The 20,596-nt window shown below is 75.2% G+C and carries 16 protein-coding genes; 7 read left to right on the plus strand and 9 right to left on the minus strand.

Annotated features, from left to right (window positions below; genetic code table 11):
• Positions 1-173: 173 nt before the first annotated feature.
• The 6 genes from ACL02U_RS26545 to ACL02U_RS26570 form a co-directional block, all read right to left on the minus strand.
• Positions 174-1,256, minus strand: coding sequence for a Zn-dependent alcohol dehydrogenase (locus ACL02U_RS26545; RefSeq protein WP_412793474.1), 1,083 nt, complete (start codon positions 1,254-1,256; stop codon positions 174-176).
• 16 nt (positions 1,257-1,272) lie between these two features.
• Positions 1,273-2,661 (minus strand): aldehyde dehydrogenase family protein, encoded by a 1,389-nt coding sequence (locus tag ACL02U_RS26550; protein WP_412793475.1) that lies wholly within the window; start codon positions 2,659-2,661, stop codon positions 1,273-1,275.
• Between the two features lie 455 nt (positions 2,662-3,116).
• Complete coding sequence (locus tag ACL02U_RS26555) at positions 3,117-4,460, minus strand: ABC transporter ATP-binding protein (RefSeq protein ID WP_412793476.1); 1,344 nt, start codon at positions 4,458-4,460, stop codon at positions 3,117-3,119.
• 363 nt (positions 4,461-4,823) lie between these two features.
• The gene (locus ACL02U_RS26560; RefSeq protein ID WP_412793477.1) at positions 4,824-7,061 is read right to left on the minus strand and encodes a molybdopterin oxidoreductase family protein; all 2,238 of its coding nucleotides are present in this window, start codon (positions 7,059-7,061) and stop codon (positions 4,824-4,826) included.
• A gap of 143 nt (positions 7,062-7,204) precedes the next feature.
• Complete coding sequence (locus tag ACL02U_RS26565) at positions 7,205-7,831, minus strand: TetR family transcriptional regulator (protein WP_412793478.1); 627 nt, start codon at positions 7,829-7,831, stop codon at positions 7,205-7,207.
• A complete protein-coding gene (locus ACL02U_RS26570; protein ID WP_412793479.1) occupies positions 7,828-8,532 on the minus strand; it encodes a nuclear transport factor 2 family protein in 705 nt (234 codons plus the stop codon). Before ACL02U_RS26570 ends, ACL02U_RS26565 begins: the two co-directional genes overlap by 4 nt.
• A gap of 150 nt (positions 8,533-8,682) precedes the next feature.
• Here ACL02U_RS26570 and hmgA point away from each other — a divergent pair, with 150 nt between their 5' ends.
• The 4 genes from hmgA (at position 8,683) to ACL02U_RS26590 (ending at position 13,321) form a co-directional block, all read left to right on the plus strand.
• A complete protein-coding gene (hmgA, locus tag ACL02U_RS26575) occupies positions 8,683-10,008 on the plus strand; it encodes a homogentisate 1,2-dioxygenase (RefSeq protein WP_412793480.1) in 1,326 nt (441 codons plus the stop codon).
• Positions 10,009-10,034: 26 nt separating this feature from the next.
• Complete coding sequence (locus ACL02U_RS26580) at positions 10,035-10,784, plus strand: GntR family transcriptional regulator (protein WP_412793481.1); 750 nt, start codon at positions 10,035-10,037, stop codon at positions 10,782-10,784.
• 73 nt (positions 10,785-10,857) lie between these two features.
• Positions 10,858-12,009 (plus strand): type ISP restriction/modification enzyme, encoded by a 1,152-nt coding sequence (locus ACL02U_RS26585; protein ID WP_412793482.1) that lies wholly within the window; start codon positions 10,858-10,860, stop codon positions 12,007-12,009.
• 103 nt (positions 12,010-12,112) lie between these two features.
• On the plus strand, positions 12,113-13,321 hold the full coding sequence (locus tag ACL02U_RS26590; protein ID WP_412793483.1) for a CaiB/BaiF CoA transferase family protein: 1,209 nt from the start codon (positions 12,113-12,115) through the stop codon (positions 13,319-13,321).
• Positions 13,322-13,331: 10 nt separating this feature from the next.
• On the opposite strand, the gene ACL02U_RS26595 is transcribed toward ACL02U_RS26590, so the two are convergent.
• From ACL02U_RS26595 to ACL02U_RS26605, 3 genes are all read right to left on the minus strand, one after another.
• Positions 13,332-13,610: a hypothetical protein gene (locus ACL02U_RS26595; protein WP_412793484.1), complete on the minus strand. Its 279-nt coding sequence runs from the start codon at positions 13,608-13,610 to the stop codon at positions 13,332-13,334.
• A gap of 126 nt (positions 13,611-13,736) precedes the next feature.
• The gene (locus tag ACL02U_RS26600; RefSeq protein ID WP_412793485.1) at positions 13,737-14,543 is read right to left on the minus strand and encodes an anti-sigma factor domain-containing protein; all 807 of its coding nucleotides are present in this window, start codon (positions 14,541-14,543) and stop codon (positions 13,737-13,739) included.
• Positions 14,540-15,133, minus strand: a complete 594-nt coding sequence (locus ACL02U_RS26605) for a sigma-70 family RNA polymerase sigma factor (RefSeq protein ID WP_412793486.1) — start codon at positions 15,131-15,133, stop codon at positions 14,540-14,542. The genes ACL02U_RS26600 and ACL02U_RS26605 overlap by 4 nt, the downstream gene beginning before the upstream one ends.
• Before the next feature lie 257 nt (positions 15,134-15,390).
• Here ACL02U_RS26605 and ACL02U_RS26610 point away from each other — a divergent pair, with 257 nt between their 5' ends.
• The 3 genes from ACL02U_RS26610 (at position 15,391) to ACL02U_RS26620 (ending at position 20,578) form a co-directional block, all read left to right on the plus strand.
• On the plus strand, positions 15,391-16,926 hold the full coding sequence (locus tag ACL02U_RS26610) for a DUF4331 domain-containing protein (RefSeq protein WP_412793487.1): 1,536 nt from the start codon (positions 15,391-15,393) through the stop codon (positions 16,924-16,926).
• Positions 16,927-17,531: 605 nt separating this feature from the next.
• Positions 17,532-18,905: a tetratricopeptide repeat protein gene (locus tag ACL02U_RS26615; RefSeq protein ID WP_412793488.1), complete on the plus strand. Its 1,374-nt coding sequence runs from the start codon at positions 17,532-17,534 to the stop codon at positions 18,903-18,905.
• The gene (locus ACL02U_RS26620; protein WP_412793489.1) at positions 18,902-20,578 is read left to right on the plus strand and encodes a sulfite exporter TauE/SafE family protein; all 1,677 of its coding nucleotides are present in this window, start codon (positions 18,902-18,904) and stop codon (positions 20,576-20,578) included. Before ACL02U_RS26615 ends, ACL02U_RS26620 begins: the two co-directional genes overlap by 4 nt.
• The last annotated feature ends 18 nt before the right edge of the window (positions 20,579-20,596 follow it).

Here is a 20,596-nt window from a genome sequence, read left to right on the forward strand (position 1 = left end):
ACCCCCCCCCCCCCCCCCCCCCCCCCCCCCCCCCCCCCCCCCCCCCCCCCCCCCCCCCCCCCCCCCCCCCCCCCCCCCGGGGGCGGGCACCGGTGCCACGGCCCCGGACCGAGGAGCGGCTTCGGCGCGGAGGAGTCGGCCGCCCGCCGAACGCGAGGAGCCGGCCGGGGCCGTCAGAACACGACCAGGGCCCGTCCGCCCTTGCCGGCGAGCATGTTCTCGAAGGCGCCCGGGATGCCTTCCAGACCGATCCGCTCCGTCACCAGGGCACCGAGGTCCAGCCGTCCCCGCCGTACGTGCTCGGCGAGCACGGGCAGGTCCGCGGCCGGGTCGGAGTTGCCGTAGACGCAGCCGGTCAGGGTGCGGCCCCAGTGGAAGATCTCCAGGGCGTTGAAGGTGACCTGCTGGTCCTTCCCGCCGATCCCGACCACCGTGGTGCGCCCGCCGCGCCGGGTGGAGTCCCAGGCGGCCCGGATGGAGACCGCGCGGCCCACGCACTCCACCGCCACGTCGACGCCCTGCTTGCCGGTCAGCGCGCGGATCTCCCGGGGCGTGTGCTCGGAGGCGAGGACGTAGTCGGTGGCGCCCGCCGCCCGTGCCAGTGCCTCCTTCTCCGGCGAGACGTCGACCGCGACGACGGTGGACGCCCCTGCGATCCGGGCGGCCTGGAGGGTCGCCAGGCCCACGCCGCCGACGCCGAAGACGGCGACGGTCTCGCCGGGCCGGACCCGGGCCGCGTGGTGGATCGCGCCGTAGCCGGTGAGCACGGCGCAGCCGAGCAGGGCCGCGTCGGTGAGCGGCACGCCCTCGGGCAGCGGAAGCACGCAGGAGGCGGGCACCACCGTCTCCTCGGCGAAGGCGGCGACGTTGAGGCCGGGGTGGAGGTCGGTGCCGTCCGCGGTACGGGCGTGGACGGCGGCGCTGCCGGCCAGCGCGTTGGCGCACAGCCAGACCTCGCCGAGCGAGCACGGGTGGCAGGTCCCGCAGGAGGGGGCCCAGTTGAGCACGGCGCCGTCGCCGGGCGCGAGGCCGGTGACGCCCTCGCCGACGGCGACGACGGTGCCGGCGCCCTCGTGGCCGAGGACGGCGGGAACGGGCACCCGCATGGTGCCGTTGGACAGGGACAGGTCGGAGTGGCAGACCCCGGCGGCGGCGAGCCGGACGCGGACCTGGCCGGGGCCGGGCTCCGGGAGATCGATCTCGGTGATCTCCAAGGGAGCACCGATGGCGGGAAGTACGGCGGCGCGGACAGCCATGGTTGCGGCAACGCTCCTAGAGCTGGAGGGACTTGGTCTGGAGGTACTCGGACAGGCCGTGGACGCCCAGTTCCCGTCCGACGCCCGACTGCTTGTAGCCGCCGAAGGGGGCCAGCGGGTTGAAGCGGCCGCCGTTGATGTCGACCTGGCCGGTCTCCATGCGGCGCGCGAAGGCGACGGCCTCGGCCTCGTCGCCCGCCCAGACGGCGCCGGCGAGGCCGTAGTCCGTGCCGTTGGCGATGCGCAGGGCGTCCTCCTCGTCGTCGTAGGGCAGCACGGACAGGACCGGACCGAAGATCTCCTCCTGGGCGATGGCCATCTCGGGCGTGACGTCGGCGAAGACGGTGGGGCTGACGTAGTAGCCCCGTTCGCGCGGGGGTTCGGCGCCGCCGGCGACCAGGCGGGCGCCCTCGGCCACGCCCTTCGCGATGTACCCGCGGACCCGCTCCCGCTGCCCCGCGTTGACCAGCGGGCCGATGCGGTCGCCGTACTTGGCGGCGGCTGCCGCGGCCAGGGCGACCGCCTCCTCGTACCGGTCGCGGTGGACCAGCATGCGCGTCCAGGCGCTGCAGGTCTGACCGGAGTTGGACATCACGTTGGCGACGCCCACGTTGACCGCCCGTTCCAGGTCGGCGCCGGGCAGGATCACGTTCGCGGACTTGCCGCCCAGTTCCAGGGCGACCTTCTTGACGGCTGCGCCGGCCGTGGCGCCGATCCGCCGGCCCACCGCGGTGGATCCGGTGAAGGAGACCAGGTCGACGCCCGGGTGCTCGGCGAGCGCCTGCCCGGCCACCGGCCCGAGCCCGGTGACCAGGTTGAAGACACCGGCCGGGAGGTCGGCCTGGTGGACCGCCTCGGCGAACAGCTGCGCGGTGAGCGGGGTGTCCTCGGCGGGCTTGAGCACGATCGTGCAGCCGGCGGCGAGAGCCGGGGCGACCTTGGCGACGATCTGGTGGAGGGGGTAGTTCCACGGGGTGATGGCGCCGACCACGCCGACCGGCTCGTGCAGGACGGTGGAGTTGCCGACCTTCTCCTCGAAGGGGTGGGTGGCGGCCAGCTCCGCGTACGAGGCCGCGACCGCGATCGGCACCGCCGCGTGGACGGTCTGGGAGAGCTTCAGCGGCGACCCCAGTTCGGCGGTGACCGTCTCGGCGATCTCGTCCTTGCGGGCCACCAGTGCGTCCCGCAGGGCCGCCAGGCGTGCGGACCTCTCGGCGGGCGGGGTCGCGGCCCAACCCGGCAGGGCGGCGCGGGCGGCGCGCACGGCGGTGTCGACGTCCAGGGCGCTGCCGGCGGGCACCCGGGCGATCACCTGCTCGTCGGCCGGGTTCACCACCTCGATCACGTCCTGCCCGTCGGCGGGCCGCCAGGCGCCGTCGAGGTAGATGCCGTCGTGTGCCTTCATCGTGCTCCTCCCGGGACAGGTGTCGTCCTACGCCCCATAAACTAGCGGCGTTAGTTTTTGCGCGCCAGACGTATCCGTGCATCGGAAGACCGGTGGGTCGGACCGCCGTCGGTCCTCCCGGGGCGAGCGCGCGCCGGCCGCTCCGGACGAGGGCACCCGGCAACGGCCCGGGTGAGCCGGAGCAGGATGGCCCTCCCACCGGGTCACCGTACGGGGTGACGGCGCTCGAGGTGATCACTCACTGGTGTGATTCCGGACGCGCTCCCACCGACGCCCGACGCGGCACCCCGGCGGCACGGCTCCGGAGGCGAGGAGAACGCTGCGGGCGGCCCCGGAGCGACGCGAGGGGCCCGCGGATACGCATGCGGACGGACCGGAGGCCCGGCCCCTCGGCATCCGGGCGGACCGGAGGCCAGGGGGCCGGGCCTCCGGTGCCGCGGCGCCCGCCGGGGGCCTCACTCCTCCAGGTGCGGCAGGTGCGCGGGGGCCGGGCAGATGCGCTCGCCGCTCTGGTCGAAGACGAACAGGTGGGCGAGGTCGACGAGGAGGGGTACCTGCATGCCGTGCCGCAGGTCGATGTCGGGGGTGGTGCGCACCACGAGGTCGCCGGGGATGCGGGCGGACTCGGGGGCCGGTGCGGCGGCGGGGTCCGGTTCGGCCGGGCGGTCCAGCAGCGCCACGGGGCCGGCCCGCAGGGCACCGGCGCGTTCGCGCAGCCGGTCCAGCACCGTCCCGTCGCGGCGTCTGCGCCGGGCGGGGCGACCTGCGGGGCGTGCCGCCTCCAGGTCGGGCACGATGGCGGGCTGCGAGCCGGTGTTGAAGTGGACGAGGACCTCGTGGCCCTGGAACTCGAGGTGTTCGACGAGGCCGGTGAGCGGCATCTCGCCGGGGCGGGCTGCGGAGGGTTTGGCGATCCGCACCGCCTCCGAGCGGAGCCCGACGATGACCTCCCTGCCCTGCTGGACACGGAGCAACTGGTGGTCCAGGGAGAGGGGTTCGGGCAGCCTCAGGTACTGCTTGCCGAGACTGATGCTCATCGCGCCGTCCAGCGGGGCGCGGACCAGCCCGCGCAGCAGGTTGATGCGCGGGGTGCCGACGAAGGCGGCGACGAAGACGTTGCGGGGCAGGGCGTAGACCTCGCGCGGGCCCGCGACCTGCTGCAGGACGCCGCCCCGCAGCACGGCGACCCGGTCGCCGAGCGACATGGCCTCGGACTGGTCGTGGGTGACGTACACCGTGGTGACGCCGAGTTCCCGGGTGAGCTTGGATATCTCGGCGCGCAGGTGGTTGCGGAGCTTGGCGTCCAGGTTGGACAGCGGTTCGTCCATCAGGAAGGCCGAGGGGTGGCGGGCGATGGCCCGGCCCATCGCGACGCGCTGGCGTTCGCCGCCGGAGAGCTGGCTCGGGTAGCGGTCGAGCAGGTCCTCGATACCGAGCATGCGGGCGGTGGTGTCCACCCGTGGACCCGGATCCTCGCCGGGCGCCTCGATGCGCAGGGGGAAGCCGATGTTGTCGCGGTTGGTCATGCTCGGGTAGAGGGCGAAGTTCTGGAAGACCATCGCGATGTCCCGGGCGGACGGGGGGAGGTCGTTGGCCCGCTCCCCGTCGAGGTGCAGCGTGCCTTCGGTGATGTCCTCCAAGCCGGCGATCATGCGCAGGACGGTGGACTTGCCGCAGCCGGAGGGGCCGAGCAGAACCAGGAACTCGCCCGGTGCGATGTCCAGCGACAGCCGGTCCACCACTCGGGGGCCTTTCGTGTAGACCTTGCTCACGTCGTGCAGGGAGATGGCGCGTGTCATGTGTGTCGTCCCTGGGGCTCGCCGGGAGGTGCGGGTGTTCCGTGATCGGCGCACCGTACGGGCCGCACGGTGCCTGTGGGTCCCGGAAGTTAACGGAACGCACGCACCGGAGGGAAGACATCGGGCGACATCGGACGCCGCGGTCCGGCAGGTGAGAAAGCGGACTGCCTGATTCAGGGCCTGCCGGGGCGGGTCGGCGGCGGGCCGGAGCGTGCCGGGGCGGCTCGCGGCCACCGGAGCCGGACGCCACCCGGCCCGCCGGGTGCCGCCCGGGCCCGCCGGGTGCCGCCCGGCACTACCGCCCCGGCGCCCGCCGCCCCGGCGCCCGCCGCCCTGGCACCCGCCACCGCGGCGGGCGCGGCCTCACGGCGCGGTGGCCGGCGCCAACCCGACCGGTACGCCGTTGAGGACCGCGTTGCCCGACAGCGGGTCGAGCATGCTGCCGTCGAGGATCTGGTTGACGTTGACACCCGGGTCGTCGGCGGCGTGGCCCAGCCGGGTTCCGGGACGGTCGTGGCCCCAGCCGTGCGGGAGGCTGACCACTCCTGGGCGGACGGTGTCGGTGACCTCGGCGGGGGCGACCACCTCTCCCCCGGCTCCCTTCACCCGTACCGGTGCTCCGTCCCGCAGGCCGAGGCGGCTCGCGTCGTCGGGATGCACGTGCAGGGTGCAGCGGTTGGTGCCGCCGGTGAGCGCTGGGACGTTGTGCATCCAGCTGTTGTTGGAGCGCAGGTGGCGGCGGCCGACGAGGACCAGTCCGGACGGCCGCTCGGCGAGCGCCTGCCGGAGTCGGGGCAGGTCGTCGGCGATCGGTTCGGGGAGCAGCTCGATCCTGCCGCTGGGGGTCTTCAGGGGCTGCGGAAGCCGGGGCTGCAGCGGGCCGAGGTCGATGCCGTGCGGGTGGGCCAGGAGCCGGTCCAGGCTCAGCCCGTCCTCCCGTGCGCCGAAGCCGTCGCCGTAGGGGCCGAGCCGGAGCATCAGGTCCAGCCGGCGCTCGGGGCCGTTGTCGCCGGTGAGCCGGGCGGCGAGGTCCTCGGGGTCGCGGCCGTGCACCGGCGAGTGCGGATCCCGGACCGCCTTGCCGAGGGTCTGGTCGACGACGAGGGCGTCGACGGCGGACGGGTCGGCGCCGTGCATGCCGGTGGCGGCCAGGACCAGCCGGGCGTGGATCTCGGTCTCCGCCATCCGGCCGGGCTCCGGCGGGACGGCGGGCCGGGTGTAGCGGACCTGGTTGCGCACCGCGAGGGTGTTGAAGGCGAAGTCGTGGTGGGCGCTCTGCGAGGGCGGCGGCGGGGGCAGCACCACGTCGGCGTGGCGCGAGGTCTCGTTGAGGTAGGGGTCGACGCTGACCATGAACTCCAGCGACTCCAGGGCCCGGTCGAGTCGGTCGCCGTCCGGCGCGGACAGCACCGGGTTGGCGGCGATCGCGATGAGGGCGCGGACCGGCGTGCCCTCCTCGGTGGGGGTGTCGATCTCCTCGGCGAGCGCGGAGAGCGGCAGCTCGCCCTTGGCCTCCGGGTGGCCGCTCACCCGGGAGTGCCAGCGGCCGAGCCGGAAGCCCCGGCCGGGGCCGGCCGGGCGCGGCGTGCGGTCCGTGGCGGCCTGCGGGAAGAGGGCGCCGCCGGGGCGGTCGAGGTTGCCGGTGAGGATGTTGAGGACGTCGACGAGCCAGCTGGCGAGGGTGCCGTGCGGCACCGTGCAGCTGCCGATCCGGCCGTATACGGCGGCCGTCGGGGCGGCCGCCAGCTCGCGGGCCAGGGTGCGGATCAGCGGTGCGTCGACGTCGCAGGCGCCGGCCACCGCCTGCGGGGTGAAGTCCGACAGGGCGCCGCGGAGTTCGTCCATGCCCTGCACGTGCGGGGCGAGGTCGCCCAGGTCGGTCAGCCCTTCCTCGAACAGCACGTGGGCCATGGCCGCGAGGAGCAGCGCGTCGGTGCCGGGCCGGATGGCGAGGTGCCGGTCGGCGAGCTTGGCGGTGCGGGTGCGGCGCGGGTCGACGACGGTGAGGGTGCCGCCGCGCGCCTTCAGTGCCTTCAGCCGGCCGGGGAAGTCGGGGGCGGTGCACAGGCTGCCGTTGGACTCCAGCGGGTTGGCGCCCAGCAGGAGCAGGTGGTCGGTGCGGTCCAGGTCCGGCACCGGGATGGCGTTGGCGTCGCCGTACAGCAGCCCGCTGGAGACGTGCTTGGGCATCTGGTCGACCGTGGAGGCGGTGAACAGGCTGCGGGTGCCGAGGCCGGCGATCAGCACCGGCGGGTAGAGGGCGCCGGCCATGGTGTGCACGTTGGGGTTGCCGAGGACGATGCCGAGGGCGTGCGGGCCGTGGCGCTCGGCGATCGGGCGGAGCCCGGCGGCGACCGCGTCGAAGGCCTCCTCCCAGGTGGCCTCGCGCAGCTCGCCGGCCCGGCGCACGAGGGGGGTGCGCAGCCGGTCGGGATCGTTGTCCACGGCTCCGAAGGCGGCACCCTTGGGGCAGATGAACCCCTTGCTGAAGACGTCCTCCCGGTCGCCGCGGGCGCCGGTGACACGGGGGCCGTCGAGGGTGAGGGCCAGTCCGCAGGTTGCCTCGCACAGGGGGCAGATTCGCAGGGCGGTGCGGGTCACGGGTCCTCCCGGAGGGTGGCGGCGATGGCGCGCGGTGGGCCCGGCGGTGGCGTGCGGGTCCGCGACCGCGAGCATACCGACCGGTATGCATCCTGCCCAGGCCCCTCACCGGCCGCCGTGCGGGCGCCGGGGTCCGCACCGGGTCAGTCGAGCACCCGCCCCAGGTATCCCCGCAGCAGCTCACGGGTCTCGGCGATGATCCGGCGGTCCCCCTGGGGGTCCGCCCGGAACGCGAGCTGCACCAGGGCGTCCGCGGCCTCCACGGCGACCAGCAGGATGCACCGCAGCTCCTCGTCGGGCTCCCGGCCCAGATGGCGCGAGAGCAGGCCGGTCAGCCGTTCCGCGACGCGGTGGTTGGGCTCGGAGCGGCGGACTCCGACCGGGATCTGGTTCCCGAAGTCGACCAGCGAGAAGCCGGGCGCGGTGCGTTTCATGGCGAGGTACTCGTCGAGTACGGCGTCCATGGCGGCGCGCCAGTCGCCGGGCCGGGACCCGATCCCCTCCAGGCGCTCGGCGACCCGCTCGGACCACCGTTCGAGGTTGCGCTGCGCGAGCGCGTCGGCCATCTGCCGCTTGTTGCCGAAGAAGCGGTAGACCGAGCCGATCGGGACGCCCGCGCGCTGGGCGACGGCGCGGGTGCTCAGCGCGTCGTAGCCGACCTCGTCGAGCAGGTCGGCGCAGGCGTCGAGGATCCTGGTCAGCCGTTCGGCGCTGCGCCGCTGGACGGGCGCGCGCCGCAGTGTCGTCGTCGCGTGGGGCACGGAGTTCATGATGCCTTTCCGCCGGGGTCCTTTGAACCTCGGCCATCGGTACGCGCGGACACGCCCTCCGTACTCACTTCCGGCGCCGACGTGGACTCCGTACCCGCTTCCGGCGCCGGTGAGTCCCCCGTACCCGCTTCCGGCGCCGGTGAGGCCTCCGTACCCGCTTCCGGGGCCGGTGAGGCCTCCGTACCCGCTTCCGGGGCCGGTGAGGCCTCCGACGCGGTGATGTCGGCCGTGCTCTGCACCGGCTCGCCGTCCACGGCCCAGGCGGTGCCGTCGTCGGCGTACAGGCGGGCGGTGACGTGGTGGGTGCCGTGCGGCAGGGAGCCGCCGGGCAGGCGGTGGGTGGGCGCGTGCAGCTCCGCGACCGCGCGGTCGTCCACGAGCAGCAGGGCGGTGCCGCGCCCGGCCACCGCCTCGGACGGGGCTCCGGGCGGGGAGAAGCGGAAGCGGTGCACGGTCAGCAGTACGCGCCAGGCACCGCCTGCCGCCGGCTGCACCTCGACGGCCACCTCGGGCGCCTCGGACGCCGGCACCTCCCGCAGCCTCCGGCCCTGCCGGTCGGTGTCGTCCAGCAGCTTGCCCACCGGGCTGGGCGAGCTCTCCGCCTCACCCGGATGAGCATGGCCGGTGGTACAGCCCGCCGGCCCGGCCACCAGCAGGACACAGACCGCGAGCGCGGTTCGAACTCCACGCGTCCACGACATGAACGGAGAGTAGAACACCGGTCCGACGGCGCGAATCCCCCCAGGGCCGTCCGCGCGTCCCCGGCGAGGAGGGCGGCCGCCCTCTTGCGCCGGGGAAACCGCAATCCTACGGTGTGGCATAGGAATCAGGACGCGAAGGAGCGAGCGCGCATGAGCGGGGACACCCGGAAGACCGCCGAAGGACTGGCCTACCTCTCCGGCTTCGGCAACGAGCACTGCTCCGAGGCGGTGCCGGGCGCCCTGCCCGAGGGCCGCAACTCACCGCAGCGGGCACCCCTGGGGCTGTACGCGGAGCAGTTGAGCGGCACGGCGTTCACCGAACCGCGGGCGTACAACCGCCGGTCCTGGCTGTACCGGATCCGCCCGTCGGCCGCCCACCCGGCGTTCCACCGCACCGGGAACGGCGGGCTGCGCACCGCGCCCTTCACCCAGTCCGTCCCGGACCCGAACCGGCTGCGCTGGGACCCCCTCCCGGAGCCCGCCGCGGGCACGGACTTCCTGGCCGGCCTGTGGACCCTGGGCGGCAACGGCGACGCCGCCCAGCGCACCGGCGTGGCGGTGCACCTCTACCACGCGGACGCCTCGATGGACCGGGTCTTCAGCGACGCGGACGGCGAACTGCTGATCGTGCCGGAGCGGGGCGGTCTGCTGCTGCGCACCGAGTTCGGCCTGCTGCACGCCGAGCCGGGCGAGGTGGCGCTGATCCCGCGCGGGGTGCGCTTCCGGGTCGACCTCCTCGACGACACCGCCCGCGGCTACGTCTGCGAGAACTACGGCGCCCCCTTCCGGCTGCCCGACCTCGGGCCGATCGGCGCCAACGGGCTCGCGGCCGCGCGCGACTTCCGGGCGCCGGTCGCCGCTTACGAGGACGTGGAGGGCCCGGTGGAGGTGGTGAACAAGTTCTGCGGCAACCTCTGGCGGGCGGACTACGACCACTCCCCCCTGGACGTGGTCGCCTGGCACGGCAACCTCACGCCCTACGTGTACGACCTGCGCAGCTTCAACGTGCTGGGCTCGATCTCCTACGACCACCCGGACCCGTCCATCTTCACGGTGCTGACCTCGCCGTCCGACACCCCCGGGCTGGCGGGCGTCGACTTCGTGGTGTTCGCACCGCGCTGGCTGGTGGGCGAGGACACCTTCCGGCCGCCGTACTTCCACCGGAACGTGATGAGCGAGTACATGGGGCTGATCGAGGGCGCCTACGACGCCAAGACGTCCGGGCCGGGCGGCTTCGTCCCGGGCGGCGGCTCGCTGCACAACATGATGTCCGCGCACGGACCGGACCGGGAGACGTTCGACCGGGCCAGCGCCGCCGAACTGCGGCCGCAGAAGGTCGACGACGGCCTGGCCTTCATGTTCGAGACGCGCTGGCCGCTGAGCCTGACACCGCAGGCGGCCCGGGCGGACCACCTGCAGCAGGGGTACGACGAGGTGTGGCGGGGGCTGGAACGCCACTTCGGCACATTGCGCTGAACGAGGACGACAGGTACGGATAGCCCGTGACCTCCTTCGCTCCGGACTCGATCGTCCTGAACCGCAAGCTGCCGCTCTGGTACCAGGTCTCGCAGTCGCTGCGCGCGTCGATACTCGGCCGCTCGCCGCAGGACCCGCTGCGCCTGCCCACCGAGGAGAAGCTGGCGGGGCACTACGGGGTCAGCGTGCTGACCATGCGGCAGGCGCTGAAGGAGCTGGAGGACGAGGGGCTGATCAGCCGCCACCGGCGGCGCGGCACGTTCATCGAGCCGGACGTGCGGCGGGGCGCCCCGGTGCGGCTGCTCGGCTCGGTGGACGCGATCGTGGCCCAGCAGTCCGGCATGGCGACCGAGCTGCTCGGCCACGGCCGGGCGCCGGTGCCGGCCGAACTCGCCGAGTACTTCCCGGACCTGGCGGAGACGGCGACCTACCACCGGCTGCGCAGCGACGAGAGGACCGGGGAGCCCACCAACCACGCCCGCAACTGGGTCCGCCCCGAACTCGCCGCCCGCATGGACCCGGACGACCTGGCGCGCTGGCCGATGACCAAGGTGCTCCGGGACGTCGTGGGCGCGGCCATCAGCCGCATCACGGACACCGTCGAGGCGCGTCTGGCCGACCCGGAGACGGCCCGGCTGCTCGAGGTGCCGCTGCTCAGCCCGATCCTGCACTACACCGGCGTCACCTACGACGAGGAGGGGCGGGTGCTGGACGTGGTGGTGATCCACTACCGGGGGGACCGGTTCTCCTTCACCGTGACCCTGGACGCCACCTGACGCCCGCCGCCGTGTCTCCCGCGCCGGTGGCGAACCACGGACGGCGGCCCCGAGGAGGCGCGGCCGTCGTACGATGCCCGGCGTGACGCCCGACGCCGACGCTCCGCCGCTGGCGGACCTCATGCCGTGGTCCGTCGCACCGCCGCGGCTCGGCCGGGGCTGGCCGGCGGGCCCCGACGCGGCGTCCCTGAAGGCCCGCTGGGAGGCCCTGCTGAAGGCCGAAGGGCCGGATCTGGAGGCCCTGTTCGAGCCGTCCCGCGCACGCACCCCGCGCTCGGCGGTCGGGCAGCTCCCCGGACGGGCCGGCGGCACGGGGAGGCTGTCGCGCGCCGCGGGCCCCTGCCCGGACCCGGTGCGGGTGCTGGCCGCGCCCTTCGACGAGCAGTGGCTGATCCCCGACCAGCGGCTGATCGACGCGGCCCGGCCGGAGCTGTGGCGGGTGGCGGACCGGGGGCAGGTGTTCGCCGTGGAGACCTCCGACGGGCTCCTGGCCACCTCCCTCTTCCCGCTGCTGCGCACCGGCCGGATCCGCCCGCTGTACCGCCGGCCCGGGGGCGCGGAACCCAATCTGGCGCCCGGCCTGCTGGAGTACCTGTCGGTCCGCCTCGACGCCCCGGTCACGCCCGCGGAGATGCTGTCCTGGACGGTGGCGGCCGTCCGGGCCGACCGCACGGTGCCGCTCACCTCCGACCCCGGACGCTGGGCCCGCGGGGTGGAACTGGGCAGCCGGATGCTCTGGCTGATGCGGCGCGACGGCGAACGCCCCAAGCTTCCCGGCGGCCGCCGCCCCTACGTCCGCGCCCCGCTGCCGGCCCGCCCGCTGAGCCTGCGCTACGACCGGGACGAGGAGGCCCTGCACCTCGACGGGGGCCGGATCTCCCCGGTGCCGCCGGAGGCCTGGGACGCCGAGGTGGGCGGCGTGCGTGTGGTGGAGCAGTGGTTCGCGGCGCGCACCGCGGCCGCCGGGCCCGGCACGCTGGCCGCGATCCGGCCGGCGGTCTGGCCGCAGGCCTGGACCTCGGAGCTGCTCGAACTGCTCACGGTGCTGGCGCTGCTGGCTCCGCTGAACCGGCGCCGGGAGGAGCTGTCCGGCGAGGACGCGCAGATCACCGCCGGCGACCTGCGCGCGGCAGGCGTCCTGCCGGTGCCCGGGCCGGCCCGCGGGCCCGCCTCGGTCCTGGACTACCGGGAGGAGGGCCCGGAGGGGCAGTTCGCGCTGCTGTGACGGGGATGCCGGCGGGCGCCCCTGCCTCCTTCACCGCGGCTCTGCGCGGCGCCGCTGCGCCCGGCCATGACAAAACCGGGGGGCGCGGGACATGATCCGCACCATGGAACACGCCGTGGATCAGCTTCCGCCGCCCCTGGAGGGCATCACCGTCGTCGCCGTGGAGCAGGCCGTCTCGGCGCCGTTCGCCACCCGGCAGCTCGCCGACCTCGGCGCACGCGTCATCAAGGTCGAGCGGCCGGACGGCGGTGACTTCGCGCGCGGCTACGACACTGCGGCGCGCGGCCTGGCCTCGCATTTCGTGTGGTGCAACCGGGGCAAGGAGTCGGTCGCGCTGGACCTGAAGGACCCGCGCGGGCTCGCCGCGGTCCGGCGCCTCGTCGCGGGCGCCGACGTGTTCGTGCAGAACCTCGCGCAGGGTGCCGCGGCCAGGCTCGGCCTGGACGCGGCCACCCTGTGCGCCGCGCACCCGCGGCTGGTGGCGGTTGACGTCTCCGGCTACGGGGCCGGCGGCCCGTACGCCGGCAAGCGGGCGTACGACATGCTGGTGCAGTGCGAGGCGGGGCTGGTGTCGGTGACCGGGACGCCGGAGCAGCCGGTGAAGGCGGGCATCCCGGCGGCCGACATCGCGGCGGGCATGTACGCCTTCTCGGGCGTGCTGGCGGCGCTGCTGCGGCGCGGCACCACCGGCCGCGGCGGGGTGGTGGAGGTGTCGATGCTGGAGGCGCTGGCGGAGTGGATGGGGCACCCGCTGCACCATGCGATGCACGACGGCACGCCCCCCGCGCGCACCGGACTCGCGCACGCCGTCATCGCCCCCTACGACGCCTACCCCACGGCGGACGGCGGACGGGTGCTGCTGTCGGTGCAGAACGACCGGGAGTGGCGGCGGCTGGCCGGAGCGGTGCTGGGAAGGCCGGATCTGGGGGACGATCCGGCGTTCGCGACGAACGCGGCACGGGTGGCGCACCGGGAGCGCACCGACGCGCTGGTGGCAGAGGCGCTGGCCGCGCTGCCCACCGACGAGGCGATGGCCCGGCTGGAGGGCGCGGACCTGGCCTGCGCCCGCCTGCGGGACGTACGGGAGGTGGCGGGGCATCCGCAGCTCGCGGCGCGCGGGCGCTGGCGGGAGGTGGGGTCGCCGGCCGGGCCGTTGCGGGCGCTGCTGCCTCCGATCACGCTGCCGGGCGGGGCGGAGGCACGGATGGGTGATGTGCCCGCGCTCGGGGAGCACACGGGAGCGGTACTGCGTGCCGCGGGGATGACGGACGACGAGATCGCAGAGCTGCGCCGGGCCGGCGTCGCCGCCTGAGCGCGGCGGGTCAGTGTGCCCGGTTGCCGCCGAACAGCGAACGCCGCAGCCTGCGCAGCGGCGCGAAGAGTGAGACATGACTCACCCGGGCACGCCGACCGGTACCGGCGTGGGCGGTGTCACGCGTGGTCAGTTCCCGCATCAGCGAGGTGGCCTCGACCGTCTCGCGCTGCGGTATGGCGGGACCCGCCAGTACCGACAGATGGCGGTCGAGCCGCGAACTGTTCGCACTGCTCCCGCAGGTGATCGCAGGGACCCTCGCCCTGCTGCGTACCGTTATCTGCTCCATGTCACTCCCCACCCGTACGAGTCCGCCCGGCCCGGGCAGAGTAACCCTATCGCCCCGTTCGGGCATGCGTGTATCTCGGTCACAGGATTCACCTGCACCGCAAGGGTGTTGACGATCCCTCACCGATTACTCTCCGAATCCGACCGATTCCAGGGCGAGTTGGAATACCGGCTGGCCGGTGGGTTGCAGGGAGCCGCCGTCGGGTTCGACGGTTACGGCGAGTGACGTCGCCGTCTGCTGAAGACCGGTGGCGACCAGGGGCGTGTCACCGTCCAGGAGCCCCAGCGACCGCGGTCGTGCGCCGGGGCGCACCAGCCAGAGCTGGCGCACCCGGCCGGGCGGCGGGTCGCCGTAGCCGCTGAGCGTGACCACCGCGCTGCCGGTCTCGGCGGACGCGACCACGCTGAGCGCGTGCCCGCGGTCGTCGCTGCCGGTGGCCGCCCGTGCGTCGGGAGCCGCCAGGACCTCCGCGATCCCGTCCGACCGGGCCCGCTCGGCGTCCAGCCGGCCCTGTGTCCGATCCGCCTGCACGGCGAACAGTGCGGCCACGACGAGCGCCGCGGCCGCGGTCGCCGTCGCGAACGGCACCGCCAGGGGGCGCGGCCGGGGCGCACGGGAGCGGGCAGACCGCTGCCGGGTGCCCCGGGAATGCGGGGGCAGCGCGTGCTGCCGGGCCCCGGGTGCCTCCTGCGGAGTGGCGCGTACCGCGGACAGCACCCGGTCGCGCAGCTCCGGCGGCGGCGGTGCCGCCGCCGTCCAGGCGAGCCGGACGGCGTCCTCGGCCAGCCGGCGGGCCTCGCCGGTGCAGCGGGAGCAGCCGTCGAGGTGCCTCTCGAAGCGGACGCGTTCGGCGGGCTCCAGCGCGTCGAGCGCGTAGGGGGCGGCGAGCGAGTGCGGGTCGCCGCGGCCGAGCAGGCGGCCGAGGGGGCTCATGCGGCACCTCCCAGGCAGTGGCGCAGCCGGGTCAGTCCGTCGCGCATCCGCGTCTTGACGGTGCCCAGCGGCAGACGGAGCCGCTCGGCGACCTCGCGGTAGGTGTAGCCGTCGTAGTAGGCGAGGGTGACGGACTGCCGCTGGAGCACCGTCAGCCGGGCCAGGCACCGGCGCACCCCCTCGCGTTCCAGTCCCGCCTCGACCTCCTCGGCGACCTGGTCGAAGGCGGGTGCGGCGGCGCGCTGGGCCTCGCGCTGCTCGCGCTCCCCGGCGGCGCGGGCGCTGCGCACCCGGTCCACGGCCCGGCGGTGCGCGAGGGTGAGCACCCAGGTCAGGGCGCTGCCCCGGCCGGGGTCGAACCGTGCGGCGGAGCGCCACAGTTCGAGGAGCACCTCCTGGGCCACCTCCTCCGCCTGCGCCGGATCCCGCACCACCCGCCGCACCAGCCCGAACAGCGGTGCCGACACCAGTGCGTACAGCTCCTCGAAGGCCCTGTGGTCACCTCCCGCCACCAGCCTCATGAGCTCGTCCGCGTCCTCGCGGTACCCCTCCGGCCGGCCGCACCGGCCCCGTCCCGTCACACCAGGCATTCGCACCGAACGCACCTCCGGACGGTGTTACGGATCGGCGGGCCGAAAGCGCGGGTCCGCGGGCGGTCAATCCGCGGCGGGCCCGGCCGGCGCTCCGGCGGCGGACGGCGGCCCGGGCCCTGCTCGGGCACGGTGCGGGCCCTGCTCGGGCACGGTGCGGGAATTTTCCTCCCCGGTCGACCAATCCGCCTCGCCGTCCGCTGCGAATGCCCCGTCAGCAAGGCAAGTTCGGTACACAGGACGGACGGTGGGACGGCATGACAGCTGACTCCAGGAGCGGGGCGGGGCGCAGGAGCCTCGCGGCCCTCGTATGCGGCGCACTGGCCGCCGGGGGGCTCGCGGCCGCCGGTGTGAGCCTGCTGGAACCGGGGGCGGCCTCCGCCTCCAGCCACCGGGAGGCACCGCTGATCTCGGGGACCCCGCAGTACGACAACACGGACCTGTACGCGTTCATCAGTCCGGACAAGCCGGACACCACGACGGTCATCGCCAACTGGATCCCCTTCGAGGACCCGGCCGGCGGCCCGAACTTCTACACCTTCGCGGAGGACGCCCGCTACGACATCCACATCGACAACAACGGCGACGGGCAGGACGAACTGCTGTTCCGCTACACCTTCGCCACGCACGTCAAGAACAAGGACACGTTCCTCTACAACACCGGTCCGGTGGAGAGCCTGAACGACCCTGACCTGAACGTCACCCAGACCTACGACCTGGAGCTGCTGAAGCTGAAACACCGGCACGTGACGGCGCGGACGAAGCTCGCGGACGACGTGCCGGTCGCCCCGTCCGACGTCGGCAAGGCGTCCATGCCGGACTACGGCAAGCTCCGCAAGCAGGCGATCTACCACACGGCGGGCGGGGCGACCACGTTCGCCGGGCAGGCGGACGACCCGTTCTTCCTGGATCTGCGCGTCTTCGACCTGCTCTACGGCGGGAACCTCTCCGAGGTCGGAAACGACACCCTGAAGGGCTACAACGTCAACTCCCTGGCACTCCAGGTCCCGACCGACATGATCACCGAGTCGGCGCACCAGCCGGTGGTCGGCATCTGGTCCACCACCGAGCGCCGCAACGCGCACGGCGACTGGACCCAGGTCTCACGGCTGGGCAACCCGCTCGTGAACGAGGTCGTCAACCCGCGGAAGGACAAGGACCGGTTCAACGCGTCCGAGCCCCGGGACGACGCGCAGTTCCTGAAGAACGTCACCCATCCCGAGCTGCCGAAGCTCATCCAGGCCATCTACAAGATCGACGCCCCGAGTGAGCCGCGCAACGACCTGGTCGACGTCTTCCTCAAGGGCGTGCAGGGTCTCAACCAGCCGCCGCACGTGCGGCCGGCGGAGGAGCTGAGGCTCAACACCTCGGTGAAACCGACGATGCACCCCAAGCGGCTGGGCGTGCTCGACGGAGACCAGGCGGGCTTCCCCAACGGCCGCCGGCTGACCGACGACGTCGTCGACGTCGCACTCCAGGTCGTCGAGGGCGAGCTGCTCGGCGCCAAGAACGACCTCGGCGACGCGGTCGACGCCAACGACAAGAAGTTCGGACACGCCTTCCCCTACCTGGCCGAGCCGACGGAGGGCTCGCGGGGCCCGCTCGCCAAGGGCACCGGCGGCGGCAACGACGTGCGCAACCAGCTCGGCGACGCGCTCCGGCCGGCGGGCTCCGCGTCCGGCTCCACCGACACCGGCCTGATCGCCGGCGCGGCGGCCGCGGGCGCGGCGGGTGTCCTGCTGATCGGAACGGGCCTGGCCTGGTGGCGGCGGCGCCTGCGCCGGCCGTACTGACCGCCCGGCCCCACGGACCGGCGCGGCCCGCGCGTTCCCTCACTCCCCCACGGCGCGGGCCGCGCCGCCTCGCACACGTCCACCGCACCACCCCACCGAGGAGGGGCATGGCCCCGCACACGCACCGCGCCACGGGCCCGGACAACGAGCCGGTACCGCCGCACCGATCGCCGCAGGAACCGCCGCAGGAACCGCCGGAGCATGCGCGGGACAGCGCGACGGACCGGAGTCCGGCCGCGTCCCCCCACCCACCGGTCGCGCAGGACCCGCGGCACCCGCCTACCGAGAGCCCCGCCGACGCCGAAGCGGCCGAGGCCGAGGCCGCCGAAGCCGCCGAAGCCGCCGACGGTCCGGAACGCCCGCAGACCACGGACGGGCCGGACGGGCCGGACGGGCCGGACCGGCCGGACGGCGAGGACGGCTCGGACCGCGCGGCTGACACGGACCGCGCGGAGAGTCCGGAGAGTCCGGCCGGCCCGCTGAGTCCCGACGGCCGGCAGGGTTCGGCCGGTCCGAGCGGTTCGGACGGTCGGGGGAGTCCGGACGGTCGGGGGGGTCCGGACCGCTCGGAGAGTGCGGCCGGCCTCGACCCCCGGGTCGAGGCCGTGCGCCGGGTGCGCGCGGCCGGGCGGCGGTGGCGTGCGGCCCGGTCCGCGGGCTGCGCCCTGCTGCTGGCCGTCGCACTGACCGGCGGCGCCCTCGCGGTGGGCGGGGTGCGCACGGGCGCCGCCGGGGTGGGCGAACGGGCGGACGGTGCCGCCGCGCCCGCTGCCGCGGCGCCCGCGATGCTCGCCTCCGGCGGCCTCGGCGCCGGTGTCACCGCCCTCCAGAACCACCTGCGCGCCCAGCCGGGCGACTGGGGCGGCTGGGCGACGCTCGGGCTGGCCTACGTGGAGCAGGCCCGAGCCCTGGGCGACCCCGGCCGCTACCCGAAGGCGGAGCAGGCACTGCGGCGTTCGCTGCGGCTGCGGCCCGGGAACGACGCGGCCCTGGCGGCCCGCGCCGCCCTGGCCGCCGCCCGGCACGACTTCTCCGGCGCGCTGGCCGACGCCGACCGGGCGCTGCGTCAGAACCCCTACGGAGAACGGGCCCTGTGCGTCCGCATCGACGCACTGGTCGAGCTGGGCCGGTACGACGAGGCGCGGCGGGCCGCCGACACCGCCGACGCCCGGCGGCCCGGAGTGCCGGTGTTCACCCGGTACGCGTACGTCCGCGAGCTGAGCGGGGACACCGAGGGCGCCCGCACGATCCTGGAGCGTGCGCTAACCACCGCGACCACACCCGGTGACGTGGCGTACGTCGCCGCACAGCTCGGCCTGCTCGCCTGGAACCAGGGCGACTACGACGGCGCCCTGCGCCACTACGCCCGTGCCCTGGCCGCCGACGACGCCTACCTCCCGGCCCTGCTGGGCCGGGCCCGTGCGCAGGCGGCGCGCGGCGACCGGGCGCAGGCGATCGAGGGCATGGAGGCCGTCGTCGCCCGCTTCCCGCTGCCCGTGCCGCTCGTCGTGCTCGGCGAACTGTACGAGGACCGGGGCGCGGACGGGGACCGGGCCAGGGCCCGCGACCAGTACGCGCTCGTCGGCGCCTGGACGGGGCTGGCCCGCGCCGGCGGCGTCGACGTCGATCTCGACACCGCGTTGGCGGCCGCCGACCACGGGGACCGGGCGACCGCGCTGCGCGCGGCCCGCGCCGAGTGGGCGCGCCGGCACAGCGTGCACACCGCGGACGCGCTCGCCTGGGCGCTGCACGTCAACGGAGCGGACGGCGAGGCCCTGAGCCTCGCCCGCCGGGCGACGGCCACCGGCTACCGCAACGCGCTGTTCCTCTACCACCTCGGCATCATCGAACGCGCCACCGGCCACCCGGACCGGGCCCGATCACATCTCTCGGCGGCCCTGGAGCTGAACCCCGGCTTCTCCCCGCTGGGCGCGCGGAAGGCCCGTGCCGCCCTCGAGGATCTGAAGGCGACCCGGTGACGGCCCGCCGGACGGCCGTTCGCGCCGTGGCCGTACTGGCCGCCGGGTGCGCGGCCGTGCTGCTCCAGGCCGGCGCCGCGAGCGCGCACCCCCTCGGCAACTTCACCGTCAACCGCTACGACGGCCTCGTCGCCGCGCCGGGCCTGCTCCGCGTCGACCACGTGGAGGACCTCGCGGAGATCCCGGCGACCCAGGCGGCGGCGGACATCCGCCGCCGGGGGCTGGCCGACTGGGCCCGCGGGCGGTGCGAGCAGGCGGCCGCGGGCAGCCGGGTCACCGTCGGCGGGCGGGCCGTGCCGCTCGCCGTCGACCGCAGCGGCGCGCGGCTCGGGCCGGGGCAGGCGGGACTGCACACGCTGCGGGTGGAGTGCCGGCTGACGGCGGCGCTGCCCGAGGGCCGCGAACTGGACGTCGGCTTCCGCGGTGCGGGATCCGCGGGCGGGCCCGGCTGGCGGGAGATCACCGCGCGCGGCGACCGGATGACGCTGGCCAAGTCGGACGTGCCCGGCACCTCGGTCTCCCGTGAACTCACCCGCTATCCGCAGGATCTGCTCTCCTCTCCGGCCGACACGACGACGGCGTCGCTGCGGGTGCGCCCGGGAGGGCCGCCCCTGGCCGACTCGAGCGGCGGCGACACGCACGCCGTATCGGTGCTGCCGCGGGGCGCGGACCGCTTCACCCGCGCGCTGGGATCGCTGGTCGCCCGTCACCGGCTCACCCCCGGTTTCGCCGCCCTCGCCCTGCTGCTCGCGGTGGTCCTGGGCGCGGGGCACGCACTCGCCCCGGGGCACGGCAAGACCCTCATGGCCGCGACGGCCGCCGCGCGCGGCGGCCGTGCCCGGCCGCGGGACGTCCTGCCGCTGGCCGCCTCGGTGACGGTCACCCACACCCTGGGCGTGGTGGCTCTGGGCCTCCTGGTGACGGCCGGCTCGGCCGCCGTGCCGTCGGTCATCGCCTGGCTGGGGGTGGCGAGCGGCGTGCTGGTCATGGGAGCGGGAGCCGCGCTGGTCCGCCGGGCGCTGCGCCGGCGCGGGCACGCCCACGACCATCCGCACCACCACCCCCACGAACACCCCCACGGCCACGGCCACGGCCACGGCCACGACCACGGCCATCCGCATGGCCACCTCCACGGCCACGACCACCATCCGCAGGGGCCCGAAGGCCGTACTCGCGGGCACGATCCCGGGAACCGCCCCCATGGGCACCAGGAGCACGCGCACGGCCACGGGGACCGACCTCACCTCCACGAGGACCGTGCGCACGGCCGGGAGGACCGGGCGCAAGCCCGGGGAGAGCGGGCGGACGGTGAACAGCGGGCGCGTGTCCCGGGAATCCGCGGCACGTTGCTGCTCGGATTCGCCGGCGGAATGGTGCCGAGTCCCTCGGCCGTGGTGGTGCTCGTCGGTGCGGCGGCGCTGGGCCAGGCCTGGTTCGGCCTGCTGCTGGTCGCGGCCTACGGCGCCGGGCTGGCGCTGACGCTGACCGCCGCCGGGATCGCCGTGGTGCGGCTGGGCGGCGGCCTGTCCCGGCTGCTGGAGCGGCGGCCCCGGTGGTCGGCCCACCCGGTGGCCGCGCTGGTGCGCCGGGCCGCGCCGCTCGGGGCCGCCTGCGCGGTCGTCGCACTGGGTGCCGGACTGGTGCTCAGGGGGGCGGCATCGGCCCTGGGGTGAGCTAACTTCGAAGAGGAG

Origin of the sequence: Streptomyces sp. MS06, from assembly GCF_047200655.1 — a bacterium.
Lineage (GTDB): Bacteria > Actinomycetota > Actinomycetes > Streptomycetales > Streptomycetaceae > Streptomyces.